Raw genomic sequence first — 18,154 nt, forward strand, 5'->3', positions numbered from 1 at the left:
ACCAGAGATGCTGGCGGTGAAGCGGTTGCTGATAGCCTGGCCAGCAGCATCGTCTTTTGCGCTGTTAATACGCAGACCAGAAGACAGGCGTTGGATCGCAGTGCCGAGAGTGGACTGAGATTTGTTCAGGTTGTTCTGTGCAACTAGGCTCAGTGCGTTGGTATTAATGACCTGTGACATGATATATCCTCAATTAAAACGTGACGGTGCGATCCGCCCGGAATAGAATTTAAACTGAATATGCGTTGTAACTCCGCATACCACAGATATCGGCGTGGAAATAAAGTGGCTAAAGCGAATGAGATAAAAAAAGTAAAAATAGGGCGGAAATGTAAGAGGACAAATTAAAGAAAGCGAATAATTTCATTCTTCGGATTGTTGAAAAAAAGTTAAATATTTATCCAGTCTGTTTTTATGCCGATATAGGGAAGAGATTCTTAAAAATCACAACCCCTCAGGAGAAACAACATGGGTATATCATCACTGGGAATCGGTTCAGGGATCGATACCGCATCAATGCTGGAGCAACTTAAAGCCAGCGAACAGCAGCGCCTGACGCCCTATACCAGTCTTCAGAATAGCTATAAATTGAAGATTTCAGCCTGGGGATCTATCTCCAGCCTATTGTCTACGCTGCAAAAATCGGTGAAATCATTAGGTGGTGATGCATTCAATACCCTGAAAGTGAGTAGCAACAAAGCCTTTACTGCGACGGCGAGCACGGGTGCGCTGGCGGATACTCATGAAATTACTGTGGAACAACTGGCATCTGCCCATAAACTGAAAACGGAACTCCAGACCAGTGCTGACACCACCCTGGGGAGTACAACTGGCAGCGGCACCAGAAAGATCACCATCACGCAAAAAGACGGAAAAACCACCGAAGTTGAACTTAAAGACGATGAAACGTCGTTAAACAGCATCGCCAAGGCTATCAACAAGCAAAATGGTGATGTTAGTGCCAGCGTTCAGTCTACAGGCAAAGGTTATCAACTGGTTCTGAGTTCTAAAACAACCGGCAGCGACGGTGAAATGAGCGTTAAGGTCGACGGCGATCAGAATCTTGCGGACATCTTGGACACGTCAGCAGGCGGTCAGCATCCAAATGGTGTTGCGGGCGATCCCGGTGCAGCTGACAAGATGATTTCGGTTTCGGATGCTAAAGATGCCAAATTGTCTGTTGATGGTACTGATTTTACTCGTTCCAGTAACAACATTACTGACATCATTGACGGTGTGACGCTGAACCTGAATGCCGTTTCTGAAGCAGATAAAAATGATCCGACCAAATTACAATCTGAGCAGTTGACATTAACGGCTGATACGTCTGCTATTAAAACTCACCTTCAGGATTTTGTTAAGCAATACAATGCACTGCTGTCAGCAACAACTGTATTCAGTAAGTACGTCAAGAATGATACCTCCGGTCTGAGTGATGATGATGTCGCAACGCCCAGTTCCAAGAGCGGGGCGCTGATGGGCGATTCCACGCTGCGCGGAATGGTCAGTCAAATTCGCTCTACGGTAAACGGCGTTTATGGTGATTCTGGCGCTGATTATGGTTCATTAGCCGATCTGGGCATCAAAATTGATGCCGCAACCGGTCAGATGACACTGGATGAGAACAAGCTGGACAACGCGATTGCCGATGATCCGGATCAGATCGCCAATATGTTTATGGGTCATGGCAGTAATGAAGGCATGGCGACTACGTTGGGGAATATCATCAGTAGCTATATTGGTACTGGTAGCGATGATAAAACCGGGCTTATCAAGACCACCACTGACGGCCTTGATTCACAAAGCAAGGTGGTTCAGCAGCAAATTGATAAGACCCAGAAACTGATCGATGCTCAGGTTGAGCGTTATCGCATCCAGTTCCAGAATCTGGATACCGCGATGTCAAAAATGAACAGCATGAACTCGCAATTAACCTCTCTTTTATCAACGATTTAATAAGAGTAAAGGCTGACGGAGCGTGACTCCGCCAGCCCCGCAGGAGTCTGATATGTACACTTCACAGGGCGCAGAAGCCTACAAACAAGTTTCGCTACAGAGCAAACTGGCAGGAGCAACCCCACATCAGCTTATTTCTATGCTGTTTGATGGAATTCATAGCGCAATCCAGAAAGCAATTATCTATTTTGAACAGGGTAATATTCCTCGCCGCGGGGAGATGATCTCTAAAGCAATCAATATTATTGATAATGGTTTGCGGGCATCGCTTGATCATGAGAAAGGTCTGCATATTGCAGGCGAACTCGAACAACTTTATGAGTATATGTCACGGACATTGTTTCAGGCTAACCGAACGAACGACCCTGAATTACTGAAGCATGTCGATCAACTATTAATGCGGCTTGCAGAAACCTGGGAAGAAATTGACCCACAGCAAACCCGGGGGAGACGTGGTTAATTTGATTTCACATTATGATAATTTGTTCGACATGAACCAGTCGATGTTAACGATGGTGCGTGAAGAAAAATGGGATGCCTTTTTAGCGCTGCTGGATATATTTCTGGCGAAAGCGGAAGACTTAATGACGGGCACCAGTGGATTAACGCTGTCAGAAATTGAGCGTGAACGCATCAAAAGTCTGGTTCGTGAGCTTATGAACGGTACAGAGGAGTTGATCCGTAAAGTCAATATCAGGCTCGAAACGCTCAAGCAAAATATGACATCTTTGCATCAAGGTTCAAAAGTTAGTCAGATGTATACGTTTTTTGACGCGGTAAAACGCTAATTAGCATTGGTTATACTGCATTCCCTGGGCAGCAAATGAGCTGTACCAGCGTTGGTTAATGTCCATTGGAGTCATGGGCATTAACAATATCATCTATTCTCAATAGTTTATCTATCATATTTCCTATTTCCAGTTTCCGATGCTACGCGACACATATTCCCTTAACGTTGTTCTTCATTGAGATTTTCCTCAACTCTGTGATGCCTTTGGCAGAACATCCTCCTCCTTGCAGTAAAATGCCTGTCGATGTGTTCAAAAAATGCAATGGAGCTTATGTGTTTACGATACGCTGGAATATAAAAACCATTGACCGTATTTCAATGATAGAAGACGTTTTAAAAGAATTTTCATTTTATAAATTTAATATTATTTCAATGAAAGTGACAGCCGGACGCATTCTTATTAAATCAATGTGTCGTCATACAGGGGATATCAATAGTGTGGTGACACGGTTAAGTCATCATCCAGACATTATTAATATTGAGCATTTTAGTACCGATAGTGGAATCACCTCTCATAGATCAGTAAAACCGAGCGAATATTTTACTGATATGATTGGTGAAAGCCCGCAAATGCAATCGCTTATAGAAAAAGCGATAAAGTTTTCGGAAAGTCGTTTTACCGTATTGATTCGCGGTGAAACGGGAACAGGGAAAGAGTTGCTGGCGCGTGCTATTCATAATTGTGGGCCACGACGTTTACACGCTTTTATTCCGGTAAACTGTTCGACAATCCCTGAAGAACTGATGGAAAGCGAGTTCTTTGGTTACGAGAAAGGCGCGTTCACCGGGGCCGATGGCAAAGGGAAGAAAGGATTGTTTGAAATGGCGGATAAAGGAACGCTGTTTCTTGATGAGTTTGGCGAAATGCCACTAAGTATGCAGGCAAAACTACTGCGCGTTTTGCAGGATAGTTGTATCCGCCGTATAGGCAGTTCTCAGGTTGTTTCTTTTGATACTCGGGTTATCGTAGCCACTAATGCGAACCTGGAAGAGATGATGTTGAATCGTGAGTTACGTGCCGATCTCTACTACCGAATCAATATTCTTTCGTTAACAATCCCGCCGCTTCGCCAGCATCCACAAGATATTACGTTATTAATTGATCATTTTCTGCAAAAGCATTGTTGCGAGTTTAAGCGGGCATTGGTTTTTGATAAAAATAGTCTGGAATTTTTGCAGCATTACGCATGGCCGGGCAACATCAGGGAACTGGAGAATATTATTATCCGTTTGATGCATATGTCGGACAGTGGAATAGTAACAATGGACGAAATGAAATGGATGAATTCTCTATGCCGGGAGAATCAGCAAAGGCACAGTGGGAATATAGGGCCTTTAAAAGAACAAGTTCGCTTGACTGAACGAAAAATTATCGAAAAGATGTTAGATGATAATGTCTCTGCGCGTGGTATCGCTAAAGTGCTTGGTGTCTCGCATACTACCGTTTTGAATAAAATACGCAGCTACCAGCAGGATATGGTTTATTAATGCCCCCATCTAAAACATGGGGGCGTCCCAAATACTACTCGATGAGTTTCAGCAGCGGTGAGAGACAGAGTAAAATACCGTAGATAAAAATAAGCCAGCTTCTGACCCCGCGCAGGTTTTCTAGCGCTTTGACACTGTAAATTAAGAAAACAGGGATCAGACAAGAGACGATACCGTATAGTGGACTACCAAGCTGGAAAAACACCAGGACGGATACACGAAACGAAACCCAGACAACCAGTGTAGCAACAATAAAAATCCCTATTCCTGTTGTGAGCATCTGCGGGCTGACTTTCTCAACATTAATTACCCGACTTAAAATATTGAGTACAATTCCTTTCAATGCTTCATGAAAACCAAGATATATACCAAAAAAAGCCGTCAGAACTGCAAATATATTTAATATTGTCGAAGCAAGATGAATAATTTCTCCCGGTATCACTTGCGTTGCCAGCGCCAGGGCGGAAATATTCTGCTCAAATGCGGAAACCGCTTCTTCATGGCTGATGGAAAAAGTAAATGAGAATGAAAAAAATAATATGATGGTTATCAGCGCAATGTAACTGATTCGATGGGTGCGGATAGCCATTCTGGTGGCCATAACCCGGTCTCTTTCTCTTTTTCGATAGGCAATATTCATCGGATTCAACACCTGAATAAAGACGGCTGAGAAAAAACAAAACGGGATGGTGAGCAGAACGTCGCGAAAAAAATCACTCATTGGCGGGAATGCACTAACATTATTAAAATTCCAGTGAGGGATCATGATAAAACCGAGAATAATAATAATTCCCACTTTGATGATTACCATTGGTCCGGAAATTTTAAATAATATTTTTTCACCACGAGAGGCAATGGCCACTAAAACAGAAAAGACAATGATCTTATAGATAACGGATTGTGACAAGTCGCTATCGGTTAAACCAAAATGCCTGATGTACGAAGCGCTGTCAAAAATGACGGAAAGAGAGTAGATGAATATCCCATGGACAATCATCAAAAAATAAATAACACCTAAAAAAATTCCCCAGTTTTTCCCCAGGTAGTGGCTTATAATATCAGTATAATCGTTGCAGGTTTCACTTTTAGAAAGTGTTTTAAGATACATATCCTGCACAATATAAGTTGCAGGGTAAGCAATAATAAATGCTGTAATGAAAACCCATATCCCTTTTAAACCGATCTGCACCGGCATTAAAACAGTACCTGCGCCAATTGCCATGCCAATGCATAATAAGACCCAACCAAAGTCATAGCGTGTAAAGGGGAGTTTATTGGTGAGTGTGTGAGAAATATTTACATAATTATCCGCTTGTTGCGTGCTGATTTGCATAATGTGCCTCCATCCCAATCCCTCTGCCAATAAGACAGAGGGCAGGCGTTGATATTTTATATGCTGTTGAAAAATTAATTTCCGGCGATGGCTGTTGCGATTGCCTGCTGAAGGTCCTCAATAATATCGTCAGGATCTTCCAGACCTACAGAAAGCCGAATCATTCCATCAGTAATTCCTGCTTTTAATCGTTCTTCTGGCGGTACAGGAGAGTGGGTCATCGATGCCGGATGTTGGATCAGCGTTTCGGTATCCCCAAGACTTACCGCCAGCAAACATAAATTGACCGCGTTAATCATCCGTCTGCCAGAATCAAATCCTCCGGCTATTTCGAAACTGATGACACCGCCGGGTAAAGTCATTTGTCGCTTATATAAATCGTACTGAGGGTGAGCCAGTAATCCAGGATAATAGACATGGGTAATTGTTGGATGGCTTTCAAGGAACTGCGCAATTTTCATGGCGTTGCTGGAGTGACGTTCCATCCTGACGCCGAGAGTTTTAACGCCACGCAAGGTCAGCCAGGCATTAAACGGACTCATACATCCGCCTGTAATATCCTTAAGTCCAACGTAACGCGCCTGGTCGATAAAGTCTTTTTTACCAACAATAACACCGCCAATTACATCGCCGTGACCGTTAATGTATTTAGTGACACTATGTACAACAATATCCGCCCCCAGACGTAATGGTTGTTGACCGTAAGGCGACATAAAGGTGTTATCGACAATTAACAGCGCGCCGTGCTGATGCGCGATACCCGCGACCATTTCGATATCGACCAGTGTCAGTGTTGGATTGGCTGGGGTTTCGATATAAATAACCTTCGTTTCTGGCCGTATTGCTGCTTTTAGTTCAGCAATGTTGGTTGCGTCGACAAAGCTTGTGGTAATGCCAAATTTCGGCATGCTGTGGGAAAGAAAAGCGTGCGTGCAACCATAAATTGCATTGGCAGAGACAATATGATCGCCTTGCTGACACAGAGTCAGCAGGGCTGTCGTAATTGCTGAAATTCCAGAAGCGGTCGCCAGCGCGGCTTCACCGTCTTCAAGGACGGCCATTTTTTGCTCAAGGGCATCTGTGGTGGGGTTACCCAGGCGAGTATAAATATAACCTGGTTCTTCCAGTGCAAAACGTGCAGCGCCTTGTTCAGCATTATCAAAGACAAATGTTGATGTCTGGAAAATTGGCGTGCTGAGTGATCCTGTAGAGGGGTCCGGGTGTTGTCCTGCGTGTACAATTTTGGTATCGAATCGATAATTGCGGTTATTAGACATACTCTTTCCTTAATTTTATAAACGACTCGCTAATGACTTAGCAATTGCTATGCCAGATAAATAAGCGTGTATATTCAATTCATTAGTATTTTTACACTGTCGTTTATGTTCGGAATATTTCCAGTCTGGAAATAAAGTTGCCACTATTAACGGAAACAATAGTTACAACATACAAATATTTGTCGAAATCTCCGCACTCTTTAAACTCCAGATACTAAAATGTCGCTATGTAATACCTTATCGTTCAATCAAAACAATTGTTGTTCTAACCGACGAAGAGTTAGTTAGGCTAAATGTTGTAATGAGCAGCGCTGCTCACCATGGGCAGCTTTCAAGGAGATGAGAGTTTATGTATTACAATTTTGATGATCGTGAACAAAGAACCAGATATCGCCAAAACAAACATATCGAAGTACCGCAAGCCGCTATGAGAAAATATTATGAATGGCGTCGTCTTGTCAGGGACTATGGGCACGATCCAAAAACAGCGGCAAAATCTGTTTCGGATGCAAATTGTGAAAAACTTCACGGTGTTACTGATACTTATTCATTTCGGATAAATCAAGAGCATAGGGTTGTATTCATCAAGCGAGGTAATGATATAACAGTTCTTTCCGTAGGCGGCCATTACGTTCGTCAGTAAGTAAAGACAGGTGTTATGGTAGACCTGTATAACTGCCGTCATGTTAAAGGTGATCGCTCAGGTGGTCACCGAACTCAATAATAAAACGGATCATCATCAACAGCCAGTTCTGGAACGACATACTCAATTTAAGGGTATCGTTGTTGAGTACCAGGTAAATGAGTTTTTTACTTGGTACAGTACAAGATAAGTAACCGTGGCAACTTGTCATTGACCGCCTCTGACCCACAATCAAGTCTGGGTCAAGTATTTATGCTGTAAGAAAAACAGCGTTTATGGGAATTTTGAATAAAAATAACTCACTGTCGTTCTTTCTGTAACGTCTTATGCAATTCCTGCCAAACGCTGATATATGACTCAGTCATCTTGCTTAACGTAAACTCCGGTCGATTAACACTATTACGGAATATCTGCGTCTTCTGGTCTTTACGTAATTGCTCGACATCCGAAAGATAAGTAATAATTCGCTTTTGGATCGCGGCGATTGTCGGTTCGCAAGCATATTCCGGCTGCATATAACTATCCATACCTAATCCTGGCGTGGCGATTAATGCGCAATTCGACAACAATGCTTCCAGACCAACAATACCGTAGCTTTCCTGCATACTTGGGAAAACGACGATATCAGTTTCCGCCAGCGCCCGTTTTTTCTCTTCCCCTTGCACAAAGGTTAAACCTTTAAAACCTTCTTTTTCCATATAATCGGGGATTTTTTCAGGTCCATAAACCCGGGCTTCTATGCGCTGCCGATAGGTTGGTGGAAGTGTATTGATGGCATCACGGAAAATCAGGAAATTCTTCACAATATCGGTAAAGCGACCAAAAAAGCTAATCACGACTTTGCCTTCAGGATGGGGAATTTTATCCGCCGGATAATCTGCGAAATCCACACCGATTGGAAACAGGTGAGGTGGGACGATATCCGCCGAGACATGCTGAATAACAGAGCGATGGGCCCAATCGCTATGAAGAACCACCGCGCCACTTTGCCGCACGGCGATCCTCTGCTCCCAGTAATGCTGCATTCCTTTTTGTGTCCGGGTCAGATAGTGTTGCATACCGATATAGCTGGAATGCAGCGTGAACTGAACGCGGTTTAGCTCAAAAAAGAACGGCAATAGCGGCGAGTTTTCATGTACCGAAATAATGTCAGGTTTGAACTCATTGAGGATCGGCTGAACTTTTTGCGCTGTACTCCAGGCCACGTTAAGACTGAGCGACTCCAGCGATGAATCGAGGGGTAAGGCCGGTTCTACTGCAATCTCATAATCAGCTAACTGAGAATGTGCTGTCTTTTGATTATTCAGATACAACACTTTAAAAGGATAATTACGCCGTTTTAATTCCGCCCAAAAGTGTTCATTAAAAAAACCAAGACCGCTAAACAGCACGTCCGGGGCTTCAGTTGTAACAATTAAAACTCGTGGTTGCATACCAAATCCTATTATCAAATGCAACGGATAGCCTGCCAGTCAATAAAAACCGCCAGGCTTCCATTTAACAATGGCTCTCCACTAGAAACGATATTTAATTCCTAATATAACCAGAGTATCGCTATAGCCACTGTCACCCATTTGCTGCGTGACGTTACCCCAAAGATCCAGGCGACGAGATAACTGGCCTTCAAGTCCCACTTTTACTTCGCCAATATTTTTGGTTCCATCAATACTATTCTTATAGCCATTCATGGTTGCACCAAAGTTATGAGTATTGTGGATCCAGTTGGCTTCGATAAATGGCTGGAATTTACGGTCTTTACCGTTATCAATAGCACTATGACCGTTGGCATAAGTACGAATACCAAGACGACTTTGAATATTGCCATCACCATCAAAGGAAACACGTGAACCACCACTACTTGAATGTTCAGTATGGTCATTGGCGCGAACGTTCATCCAGGTCAGTTGTCCCTTAGGTTGCAAATAATATTTCACACCGTCAGAGATTCGTTCCCCCAGTTTGAAGGTATAGCCAGCTTCAATTGATGCCGTAACACCCCGGGATTTATAGCTTTCCGTCGCCAACTGGTCACCTTTTACTTCATTATCAAACCAGTTATATAAAGCCCAGGCATCAACATAACTGCCTGTTTTATCATGCTCATTGGCATACCATGTGCCATACAATCCCGCACTGTACCCCGCCACAGAACCTGTGGATTTATATCCTGAATATTTTGACTCCGTATTGCTGTTTTGCCTGGCGAATCCGGCCATTACGCCCAAATGCCAACGGTCGAAACCATTGCTACTCCATTGTGCAATATCGCCACCTAGTTGAGAAACGTAACGATTCCCCTGATTTTTTAACTGGCCACTGCTATCACGAGAACGGTTATGACCGCCAACTTGGCGCAGCCACAAACTGGTCACCTTTTGCTCACCGGTCAGGGCATCAGTATATTGGGTTTCCCCCATACGATCGTGAAGGCGCATCAGGAACAGGCTATTGGCGGCCATATGGTTAAACATATAGCTCCCCGGTTCGGGTCGATTGATATTTTCAGGTTCAGGCTTCGGTTCTGGAGTTGGCGTAGGCTCGGGGTCAGGATCAGGTTCCGGGTTCGGTATAACCGGATCTTCAGGCGTGACAATCGGAAGCTGTGAACGCAGATACCAGTCACCATCCTGATTATTGACGCTATTTTTATGCAAATAGTATTCAAATGCACCGCCAACGACACGACCTTGCTGAATAAACTCACCGGAGGAATCACCGTTAACTTCAATAACTTTGATCCCTTCACTGGTTTTAGCTCCGGTTCCGCCAGAATTATTAATCAGCAGATAACTTTGTCCGGAGGTTGAGCCATTAATGATGACTCTGTCTGTAGGAGAACTGTCATCCCCAAGGTAAGTATCCAGCTCAACAGTGCCATTATTACCCACATAATCACCGTCGATAGTAAAACGATCACCTACGACGTTATTAGCGAGAATTAAACGGCCCTGGTTTTTGAAGGTGGGCAAATTCTGCAACAGCGCGCTGTTTGCGCTGCCATCGGCATTCGCGGTCAGTATAATTTGACCGAGGTTATTTAACTCAGTCGTTCCGCCACCAAAATCACTGGTTGCCACAGAAGCAACCGCATCCCGGACACCATCCCGATCGGAATCTGACCACTGACGAATATTCCAGACGCCCGTTGTGTCATTCACGATCTTATCCTGACCGCTGGTTAATTGAATAACACCAGTCATCGTTCCGGCATTGGTGATGCTGGTAGCCGCCCCAGTGTATTGGTATGTATTAATACCCGACGGATTATTAGTGTAGTTGAGATCATAATAATCATAGCCAGTTGTGCTAATCGCGACATCAGACAATGCCCCCAACGTTGCACCTTCATCAATCGTGATACTGGAAGTTGCTCCGCCGATGGTTTTAATCCCCGCACCTTCAGAGCCGCCATCAACTACACTACCTTCCTGTAAGTGAACATCAAACACACTCTGAGGATCGAGAATAATGTAGCCGCCGCTACTATAGGAATATTCAGGGCCGGTATCCTGTAAACGAATCGCATCTCCAACTTGAGAGCGAATAACGCCTGAGGTTGTCATCCGAGATTCCAGCGCCTGAGAATATATTGCGGCTGTATCTTTACTGGCACTCTGGTTAACAATTTGACTATCGGAATATTGCGTCACGGCCCCCAACGCTAATAGACCGCCGGATGCACCCGCCAGATAAACACTGGCGTGTTGGGTTCCACGAACGTTGGTTATATCAAAGATTATACCGCCGGAAGGCCCGGAGATGGGGGCCTGAGGTTTCTGCACATCAACATCGGAGATGTTTCCTGTATAGATATTGCCAGAGGTGCTCACTTCAATTTCGGTGTTGCTACGTCCTAATGCCTCAATACCCGTTGCATCCGAATGAATTGTTGTGCCAGCCTCTAAATGGATAACTGATTTATCCGTAGTCATATAATCAGTTTCGTATTGATAGGCTGGGGTACTAGTACGATTATTTATGTCAGTATGAATATGGATATTTATTTTGTTATCAGCATAGACACAGCTAGTTTCAGGTCTGGTACTGACATAATCACAAGAATCTGTGGCATGCGCGGTATTAAAAGCAAGAAAGATAGCACCTGCAACCAGGGTTTTGTTAAAGGGATTTTGACCTGCGTGATAGTATACATTCTGTAGCGCTATTTTAGGTTTTTCAACGCTCTCTTCTGAATAACAACAATTGTATCTATTATCCATAATAGCTCATCCTGATGAAATTTATCCATTTAATAAAACCGACGAGAGCAATACCACGCGCACGCATTTGGTTTAGGTTAAGAGTCTATACGTCCCATTAATTTTGTAAATAAGAAATATTGAACTTTTGGTTAAAATATCATTCATTGATAAAAAACAACATTTTCATACTCAAATAAACACGCATTCGGGACCAGAGAACGATAGTTATTATAAAGATTTCAACTGGTTAAAGTGAAAATGGTTTAACAAACGGAATGATCGATTAATAAAATTGTTAGCGATATAAAATAAGGATTTTTATAAACAATGCCAGGAAATTTCCGTGATTAATGCGGACAAATCACTCGTCTCTTTCGATTATTCAAAAAGTTAAAGAAGAAGATCTGTATCCTGAACAATGGCCAGAAAGGCCTCGAGAAGTCTAACCCTTTATCATCAACGAAAGTTTTTAATATTTGTTATTATTATTACGTAATAATGGTGCAAGCACAGCATTCATAACAAGTATAAAAGCCATTGCTATATATATCATTGGAAAACCGAATTGTTGTGCAAAAAAGCCTATTGGTGCTGGCGCCATTAATGTACCTAAATAACCGATGCTTGTAACAATACTTATTCCAGTACCTACAGCAATTCCAGACTGATGGCCTGCGGATGAAAAGATGACAGGAACAATATTGGCAATACCACCGCCAGCCAGAGAAAAAGCCAGAATTGCCTGCCACGGCGACGGTGACAGGGCTGCTGTTAGCATACCGGCTGCTGCCAGGATACTGGATACACGAAGAGTTTTCACGGGTCCATAACTATCATGTATCACATCACCAACGAATCGAACCATTGACATGGTGCATGCAAAAAAAGCAAAAGCAAGGCTGGCTATTTCTATATTAGCATTAAGGTTTTTCATTAGATAACGTGATGACCAGTCGACAACCGCACACTCTGGTATCATTCCAAGAAGAGCCATTATTCCTATAATATAGATTTTAGCCTGGCGGGGTAAACTCGATGATGATTTATTTTTCTGATTCTCTTGTGGATGATCATTAGTGATAAAATGAAGTGCTGTCAAAACCAGAAGAAAAGCGATCCCAGAAATTATAAAAATATGACCAAGGTATCCATAGTTTTTAACTGCATAACCACCTGTAAAACCCGATACAAATAAACCAACGCTCCATGAATAGTGGCACATTGACAGTATTGCGTAAGCTAATTTTCTTTCAAGGATAACGGCATTTGCATTCATGGCCACATTCATCGAACCAATCATCGCGCCTAAGAGAAATAAAAAGAATACTAATGAAGAAATATTTTTTACAATGCCTACGGATATTAACGAAACAGATGCTAACACGGCAAATAATCGAACAACTTTTTGTGAGCCAAACCTTGAGATTAACATACCGGACAGAGGCATCATAAATAAAGCCCCCAAACCGAATGTCAAAATAAGTAGACCAATGGTTATATCATCGGCACCAAAACGAGGAGCAAGCTGTGCTATCTGCACAGCCCATCCTCCTTGTATAAATCCGTTGACAAAAAATAGTACAGTAACGGCCCATCGGGATTTTTGTAGCCGTTCCATGAACATTACTCCTGCTGTGTTAGCTGTTTATCACTGTAATGAATTACTTACTATTTAATAAAACAGAGTGATCAGCACATAATTTAAGCATATAGCTATCTTCACTGTTTCTGATTAATTGTACATTTTTAAAATCAGGAATAATGACTTTTGCGCCTAATGGCATGAGCTCCTCATCGCCTACACCAACGCAATAACAACCCGCAGCAACTGCTGATACAACGCCGCTTTTAGCATCCTCGAAGACAACTGCCTGACTTGCTGGAATACCCAGACGTTGTGTAGCAAGAAGATAGGGATCAGGGTGAGGTTTGCCACGGGTAACATCATCACGTTCTACAATAACGGATATGTAAGGCTCTGCATGAAGTAACTCTATGACTCTGTTAATTTTTTGCCTCCAGCCGCTGGTTACAATACCAACAGGAATGTCGGCCTCTCCCAAAGAAGCAATGAGGCTGGCAACGCCAGGTATAAGTTCACAGTCCGTCGTATTCTCTACATGAATAATATGTGCCTGAACTTTTTGCTGGTCGGATTCCGGGAGATCGCCAAATAATGTCCGGATAGTATAGGGGCCAGGATGTCCGTGAATATGCTTCTGTATATCTTCGTCGGTGAGATGACGTTCATACATCAGAGCCGCTTCACGCCATCCATTTTCAATAACCATCCGGGAATCAATCAGGACTCCGTCCATATCAAATAAAACAGCTGAAAATTTTTCTCCGTTTTTATTCACTCTATTCTCCTTCAATGATAATAAATATCTATATCTATATCTTCATACCGTTCGCTGCTACGACGACCTGTCCCAGCGATATGCATCCATCATTACCAGGTACCAGCTTATGGCAATATGGTTTAAAACCTCTTGATTCAAGTTCATCAAGAGTGTTAACCAGCAAGAATTCATTACAAAAAACGCCTCCGCTCAATACAATCTGGTCAGTTCCATAACGTTCAGAGAGGAGAGAGCACATTGTTGCTATAATATGCACAATGGTTGAGTGAAAACGTCGGCTAAGATCTTCCTGGTTGATGTTATTGACTAGTATGGACTGAACTAATTCTTTCACTAACGGACGATAATCAACACTTATATCACCATTGTGAATTTCATCGATTATATAGGTAAATGGTTCAATCATATGAAAATCTTTTTTTAGAAGCGCTTCCATTTCAATGGCGGCCTGTGCTTCATACTCAATCTCTGAACAAATTCCAATAAGTGCTGAAACACCATCGAAAAGGCGCCCCATACTGGTAGTAATCGTTGTGTTAATTTTCCTTGTTACCATCCTGGTGAATACTTCACGGCGATTTTCAGATAAATCAAGAATAGCTGGTAAGTTGATATAACTCTCAACATTTTCACCATATGTTTCAACCAGCAATGATATTGCCATTCTAATAGGTTCTTTAACCGCTTTATCTCCTCCTGCTAATAACATTGGGCGTAAATGAGCAACACGCTCTACACTTTCGACGTTACCAAATAAAAATTCTCCGCCCCATATTGTTCCGTCAGAACCATACCCTGTACCATCGAAAATCACGCCAATGGTTTTACCTGAAAGACCATTTTCCGCCATACATGCGGCCATATGCGCATGGTGATGTTGGACCTGAATGACTTTGATCTCTGCATTTTCGAGGGCACTGCGAGTTGAACGAAAGGCCGGGTGTAAATCACAGACCAGAATATCGGCTTTTTTTATGGACAGTAACCCTTGCAGATGTTTTATACAGTCGAGATGAGATTTAAATGTTGTATCATTTTTTAAATCCCCAATATGTTGACTGATAAACACTTCTTTACCTTTCCCAATACTTATTGTGGTTTTCAGTTCGGCACCAAACGCCACAACATTTCCAACGGAATAAGGAAGGTGAACAGGGTAGGGAGCATAACCTCGTGAGCGACGCAAAAATGATATTTGTGAATCGGGGGTGTTTTTTCGCTTAATAACGCGAACAACGGAGTCATCTACTCTTGTACGAATATCGCGATTATTAAGTACAAAGTAGTCTGCAATTTTCCCTAGTTGTTCTATTGCATCATTATTATCAATGACAATAGGCTGTCCGGAAATATTTCCGCTGGTCATTATAACGGCCGGGAGTTCAGGATCAGCAAGTAACATATGTTGTACAGGCGTAGAAGGCAACATTACACCCAAATTGGGGTTTTTGGGGGCCACCACTTCTGGCAACGTCTGAGAGCGTTTGCGCAAAAGAACGATAGGGCGAGGCCCGCTCTCAAGTAAAGAGATATCGTCAGGGGTCACAACTGCCCACCTGGCCGCGCTTTCACTGTCTGCAACCATAACAGCGAACGGTTTAGCATCACGTCGTTTACGGCGACGTAACTCTCGCACAGCATCGACATTGGATGCATCAACGACCAGATGAAAGCCGCCAAGACTCTTAATGGCAACAATAGCGCCTTCTTTTAGCCTGTCGATGGTAAAACGTATAATGTCACTGACTGAGATTGATACGCCATCTTTATCAGTTAACTGCAGTTGTGGTCCGCAAACAGGACACGCATTGGGTTGCGCATGATAACGGCGATCTTCAATATCATGATATTCCTTATTACATTGTGGACACATTATAAAAGATTGCATGGTCGTTTGTGCACGATCATAAGGCATTCCACAGATAATAGAATAACGCGGACCACAATTGGTACAATTTATAAAGGCATAACGATAACGATGATTGGACGGATCGTTCATTTCCCTCAGACAGTCTTTACATACATTTGAATCAGGGGGAACAATTGTATCCATATTGGATAAATTATTGCTTTTTCTGATATCAAAGCCTGAATAATACGGCGCTGGTTTTTCCAGTTCGACCTTATATATATCAGTGATCCGTGCCAGAGGCGGTGGCTGAGAGATCAGTTCATCAATTATGTTATTTATGGTCTGTGAAGATGCCTGCAGTTCAAGCAAAACACCTTCGGAATCATTAAGAACCCAACCGGTTGCACCATGCGTTCTGGCTAATCGATGAACAAAAGGTCTGAATCCTACTCCCTGGACAATGCCGCAAACTCGAAACCGGCAGGTGTCTTTTTTTTCAGAATCAACAGAGTCTTGGTAGTTCTGCACCGTAAAGTTCCTCAATAATAGTATGCGTTCCGTCAGATTCGACCATGCAGACTTCCGGCTGCGAGCCTGATTTAACCTCTCCAATAATCGCTGCCTTTTTACCAAAAGGATGAACGCGGAGTAATTCCAGAACATGCTCTGCCACATCTGGCTCAACAAACAGGCAAAGACATCCCTCATTGGCCAGATTAATGACATCCACACCTAACATATCAGCAGCCATAGCTGCCTCAGGCTGGACAGGCAACGCATCTTTATTAAAAACAATAGGGCATGAAGTGGCTCTGGCATATTCGTGCAATACTGCAGAAAGACCACCACGAGTAACGTCCCGCATGGAAGCTATTTTTCCTGTAGGAGTATTAAGCAAAATGTTTTCAATCATATGATTCAGCGGTGCACAGTCACTTAATATATTACGTTCAAACCCCAAACCTTCCCGAATCGATAAAAGATGAATAGAGTGATTCCCGATATAGCCACTCAGGATTATTTTCTGACCCGGCCTGACATGAGTTATCGAAACAGGAGGCCGCTCCAGCACGCCTATTCCGGCAGTATTGATAAAAAGCTGGTCAGCCTCGCCTTTTCCAACAACCTTGGTATCACCGGCAACAATTTTCACACCGGCTAAACGCGCTGTTTCACGAACGGATGCGATAATTTTTAATAAATCTGAGACAGGCATCCCGTCTTCAATGATCAGACTCAGCGTGAGATAAAGCGGGCGGGCTCCACTTACCGCCAGATCATTAACTGTGCCACACACGGCAATCTTACCAATATCGCCGTTGCCAAAGATAAGAGGAGTTACAACGAAAGAGTCGGTAGTGAAAGCAATTTTATTCGTTGGTAGATCCAACAAGGCGCTATCCTCCATCTCTCCCAGATAAGTTTCTTCCAATGTTTCTGAGATACGCTCAACCAGCTCTCTGCTTAATTTTGCACCTGTACCATGATCCAATATTATTGTTTCATTCAATGGCGCAAATAAATTCTCGCCAAGTTCGTTATCGGGCGTTGCTTCAGTCATTTTCATGCTGTTGTCCTTTCACCACGTTCAGGTAAATCACCAGTTTTCTCCAGTAACGACAGTATTTCAGTGGACGGGGCGACGGTTGCACAATATCCAGCAAGCCATTGAAGCGCTCTGTCGGTATCATCTGATGAGGGGGCAAAAACGCAGTCATCAGGAACCCAGACGTTATAACCACGGAAGAAGGCGTCTGCTGCTGTCGTCTGGACACATACGTGAGTTTGTAATCCGGTGACAATAACTGTTTTGACTCCAAGCTCCTGGAGTTTTTGATCTAATTGAGTTTCAAAGAAGCCACTATCCCTGCCTTTTACCACAATAAAATCTGATGGATGGTAAACGGTATTAATGATTTGATTGCTTGGTGTGCCCGCTATTGCTGGTATTCCAGCCGCGCGGTTTCGATATCGACGCTGAACAGCTGGGTCATCAGGATCATGAATAAGTTGCAGATGTATAACGGCTTGCCCCTGGTTTCTTACACCATCAAGAAATTTATTAAATGCTTTCAGCTTTTTATCAAGTTCTTGCGGGTCATTTGTTATTTTATAAGTAAATTCATATTGTAAATCATTTGTCAGAACAGCAATATTTGGCATCTTTATATCCTTATTAAATAATTTTAAATGTTAATAATTCATTCAGACATAAATGAAACACCCTGAAACTATCTGTACAGGGCTATG

General features: G+C 42.9%; 15 protein-coding genes and 1 pseudogene. 5 read left to right on the forward strand and 11 right to left on the reverse strand.

Going from position 1 to position 18,154, the window contains the following annotated elements:
- Positions 1-180 (reverse strand): annotated as a pseudogene (locus D9741_RS19665) (flagellin FliC); the annotation flags it as partial.
- 288 nt (positions 181-468) lie between these two features.
- On the opposite strand from D9741_RS19665, the gene fliD reads away from it, so the two are divergent.
- The 4 genes from fliD to D9741_RS19685 all read left to right on the forward strand — a co-directional run bounded on the left by fliD (position 469) and on the right by D9741_RS19685 (position 4,234).
- On the forward strand, positions 469-1,956 hold the full coding sequence (gene fliD, locus D9741_RS19670) for a flagellar filament capping protein FliD (RefSeq protein WP_130210261.1): 1,488 nt from the start codon (positions 469-471) through the stop codon (positions 1,954-1,956).
- 52 nt (positions 1,957-2,008) lie between these two features.
- Complete coding sequence (gene fliS, locus D9741_RS19675) at positions 2,009-2,416, forward strand: flagellar export chaperone FliS (RefSeq protein WP_130210263.1); 408 nt, start codon at positions 2,009-2,011, stop codon at positions 2,414-2,416.
- Complete coding sequence (locus tag D9741_RS19680) at positions 2,382-2,744, forward strand: flagellar protein FliT (RefSeq protein WP_130219382.1); 363 nt, start codon at positions 2,382-2,384, stop codon at positions 2,742-2,744. The genes fliS and D9741_RS19680 overlap by 35 nt, the downstream gene beginning before the upstream one ends.
- A 275-nt stretch (positions 2,745-3,019) precedes the next feature.
- On the forward strand, positions 3,020-4,234 hold the full coding sequence (locus D9741_RS19685; protein ID WP_130210267.1) for a sigma 54-interacting transcriptional regulator: 1,215 nt from the start codon (positions 3,020-3,022) through the stop codon (positions 4,232-4,234).
- Positions 4,235-4,268: 34 nt separating this feature from the next.
- On the opposite strand, the gene D9741_RS19690 is transcribed toward D9741_RS19685, so the two are convergent.
- Both D9741_RS19690 and megL read right to left on the reverse strand, forming a co-directional pair.
- Positions 4,269-5,567: an aromatic amino acid transport family protein gene (locus D9741_RS19690; protein WP_130210269.1), complete on the reverse strand. Its 1,299-nt coding sequence runs from the start codon at positions 5,565-5,567 to the stop codon at positions 4,269-4,271.
- 74 nt (positions 5,568-5,641) lie between these two features.
- The gene (gene megL / locus D9741_RS19695; protein WP_130210271.1) at positions 5,642-6,844 is read right to left on the reverse strand and encodes a methionine gamma-lyase; all 1,203 of its coding nucleotides are present in this window, start codon (positions 6,842-6,844) and stop codon (positions 5,642-5,644) included.
- 349 nt (positions 6,845-7,193) lie between these two features.
- On the opposite strand from megL, the gene D9741_RS19700 reads away from it, so the two are divergent.
- The gene (locus D9741_RS19700) at positions 7,194-7,487 is read left to right on the forward strand and encodes a type II toxin-antitoxin system YoeB family toxin (RefSeq protein WP_130210273.1); all 294 of its coding nucleotides are present in this window, start codon (positions 7,194-7,196) and stop codon (positions 7,485-7,487) included.
- Positions 7,488-7,530: 43 nt separating this feature from the next.
- On the opposite strand, the gene D9741_RS23400 is transcribed toward D9741_RS19700, so the two are convergent.
- From D9741_RS23400 to D9741_RS19735, 8 genes are all read right to left on the reverse strand, one after another.
- On the reverse strand, positions 7,531-7,698 hold the full coding sequence (locus D9741_RS23400) for a hypothetical protein (protein WP_165383301.1): 168 nt from the start codon (positions 7,696-7,698) through the stop codon (positions 7,531-7,533).
- A gap of 88 nt (positions 7,699-7,786) precedes the next feature.
- Entirely contained in the window at positions 7,787-8,920 is a 1,134-nt protein-coding gene (locus D9741_RS19705) for a glycosyltransferase family 4 protein (RefSeq protein WP_130210275.1), read from the reverse strand.
- Between the two features lie 81 nt (positions 8,921-9,001).
- The gene (locus D9741_RS19710) at positions 9,002-11,707 is read right to left on the reverse strand and encodes an autotransporter outer membrane beta-barrel domain-containing protein (RefSeq protein WP_130210277.1); all 2,706 of its coding nucleotides are present in this window, start codon (positions 11,705-11,707) and stop codon (positions 9,002-9,004) included.
- Positions 11,708-12,158: 451 nt separating this feature from the next.
- Positions 12,159-13,307, reverse strand: a complete 1,149-nt coding sequence (locus tag D9741_RS19715) for an MFS transporter (protein WP_130210279.1) — start codon at positions 13,305-13,307, stop codon at positions 12,159-12,161.
- Between the two features lie 43 nt (positions 13,308-13,350).
- The gene (locus D9741_RS19720; RefSeq protein WP_240780412.1) at positions 13,351-14,049 is read right to left on the reverse strand and encodes an HAD family phosphatase; all 699 of its coding nucleotides are present in this window, start codon (positions 14,047-14,049) and stop codon (positions 13,351-13,353) included.
- A 34-nt stretch (positions 14,050-14,083) separates the two neighbouring features.
- The gene (gene hypF / locus D9741_RS19725; protein WP_130210281.1) at positions 14,084-16,432 is read right to left on the reverse strand and encodes a carbamoyltransferase HypF; all 2,349 of its coding nucleotides are present in this window, start codon (positions 16,430-16,432) and stop codon (positions 14,084-14,086) included.
- Complete coding sequence (gene hypE, locus D9741_RS19730; RefSeq protein WP_240725571.1) at positions 16,407-17,471, reverse strand: hydrogenase expression/formation protein HypE; 1,065 nt, start codon at positions 17,469-17,471, stop codon at positions 16,407-16,409. The genes hypF and hypE overlap by 26 nt, the downstream gene beginning before the upstream one ends.
- On the reverse strand, positions 17,468-18,067 hold the full coding sequence (locus D9741_RS19735; protein ID WP_130210283.1) for a cysteine hydrolase: 600 nt from the start codon (positions 18,065-18,067) through the stop codon (positions 17,468-17,470). The genes hypE and D9741_RS19735 overlap by 4 nt, the downstream gene beginning before the upstream one ends.
- Positions 18,068-18,154: the final 87 nt, after the last annotated feature.

Origin of the sequence: Escherichia sp. E14V7 (genome assembly GCF_004212225.1) — a bacterium.
In the GTDB taxonomy this organism is placed as follows: domain Bacteria; phylum Pseudomonadota; class Gammaproteobacteria; order Enterobacterales; family Enterobacteriaceae; genus Escherichia.

Coding starts and splice junctions, on each gene's coding strand:
- fliD (WP_130210261.1), top strand. CDS start 469: ATGGGTATATCATCACTGGGAATCGGTTCAGGGATCGATACCGCATCA.
- fliS (WP_130210263.1), top strand. CDS start 2,009: ATGTACACTTCACAGGGCGCAGAAGCCTACAAACAAGTTTCGCTACAG.
- D9741_RS19690 (WP_130210269.1), bottom strand. CDS start 5,567: ATGCAAATCAGCACGCAACAAGCGGATAATTATGTAAATATTTCTCAC.
- megL (WP_130210271.1), bottom strand. CDS start 6,844: ATGTCTAATAACCGCAATTATCGATTCGATACCAAAATTGTACACGCA.
- D9741_RS19700 (WP_130210273.1), top strand. CDS start 7,194: ATGTATTACAATTTTGATGATCGTGAACAAAGAACCAGATATCGCCAA.
- D9741_RS23400 (WP_165383301.1), bottom strand. CDS start 7,698: ATGACAAGTTGCCACGGTTACTTATCTTGTACTGTACCAAGTAAAAAA.
- D9741_RS19705 (WP_130210275.1), bottom strand. CDS start 8,920: ATGCAACCACGAGTTTTAATTGTTACAACTGAAGCCCCGGACGTGCTG.
- D9741_RS19710 (WP_130210277.1), bottom strand. CDS start 11,707: ATGGATAATAGATACAATTGTTGTTATTCAGAAGAGAGCGTTGAAAAA.
- D9741_RS19715 (WP_130210279.1), bottom strand. CDS start 13,307: ATGGAACGGCTACAAAAATCCCGATGGGCCGTTACTGTACTATTTTTT.
- hypE (WP_240725571.1), bottom strand. CDS start 17,471: ATGAAAATGACTGAAGCAACGCCCGATAACGAACTTGGCGAGAATTTA.
- D9741_RS19735 (WP_130210283.1), bottom strand. CDS start 18,067: ATGCCAAATATTGCTGTTCTGACAAATGATTTACAATATGAATTTACT.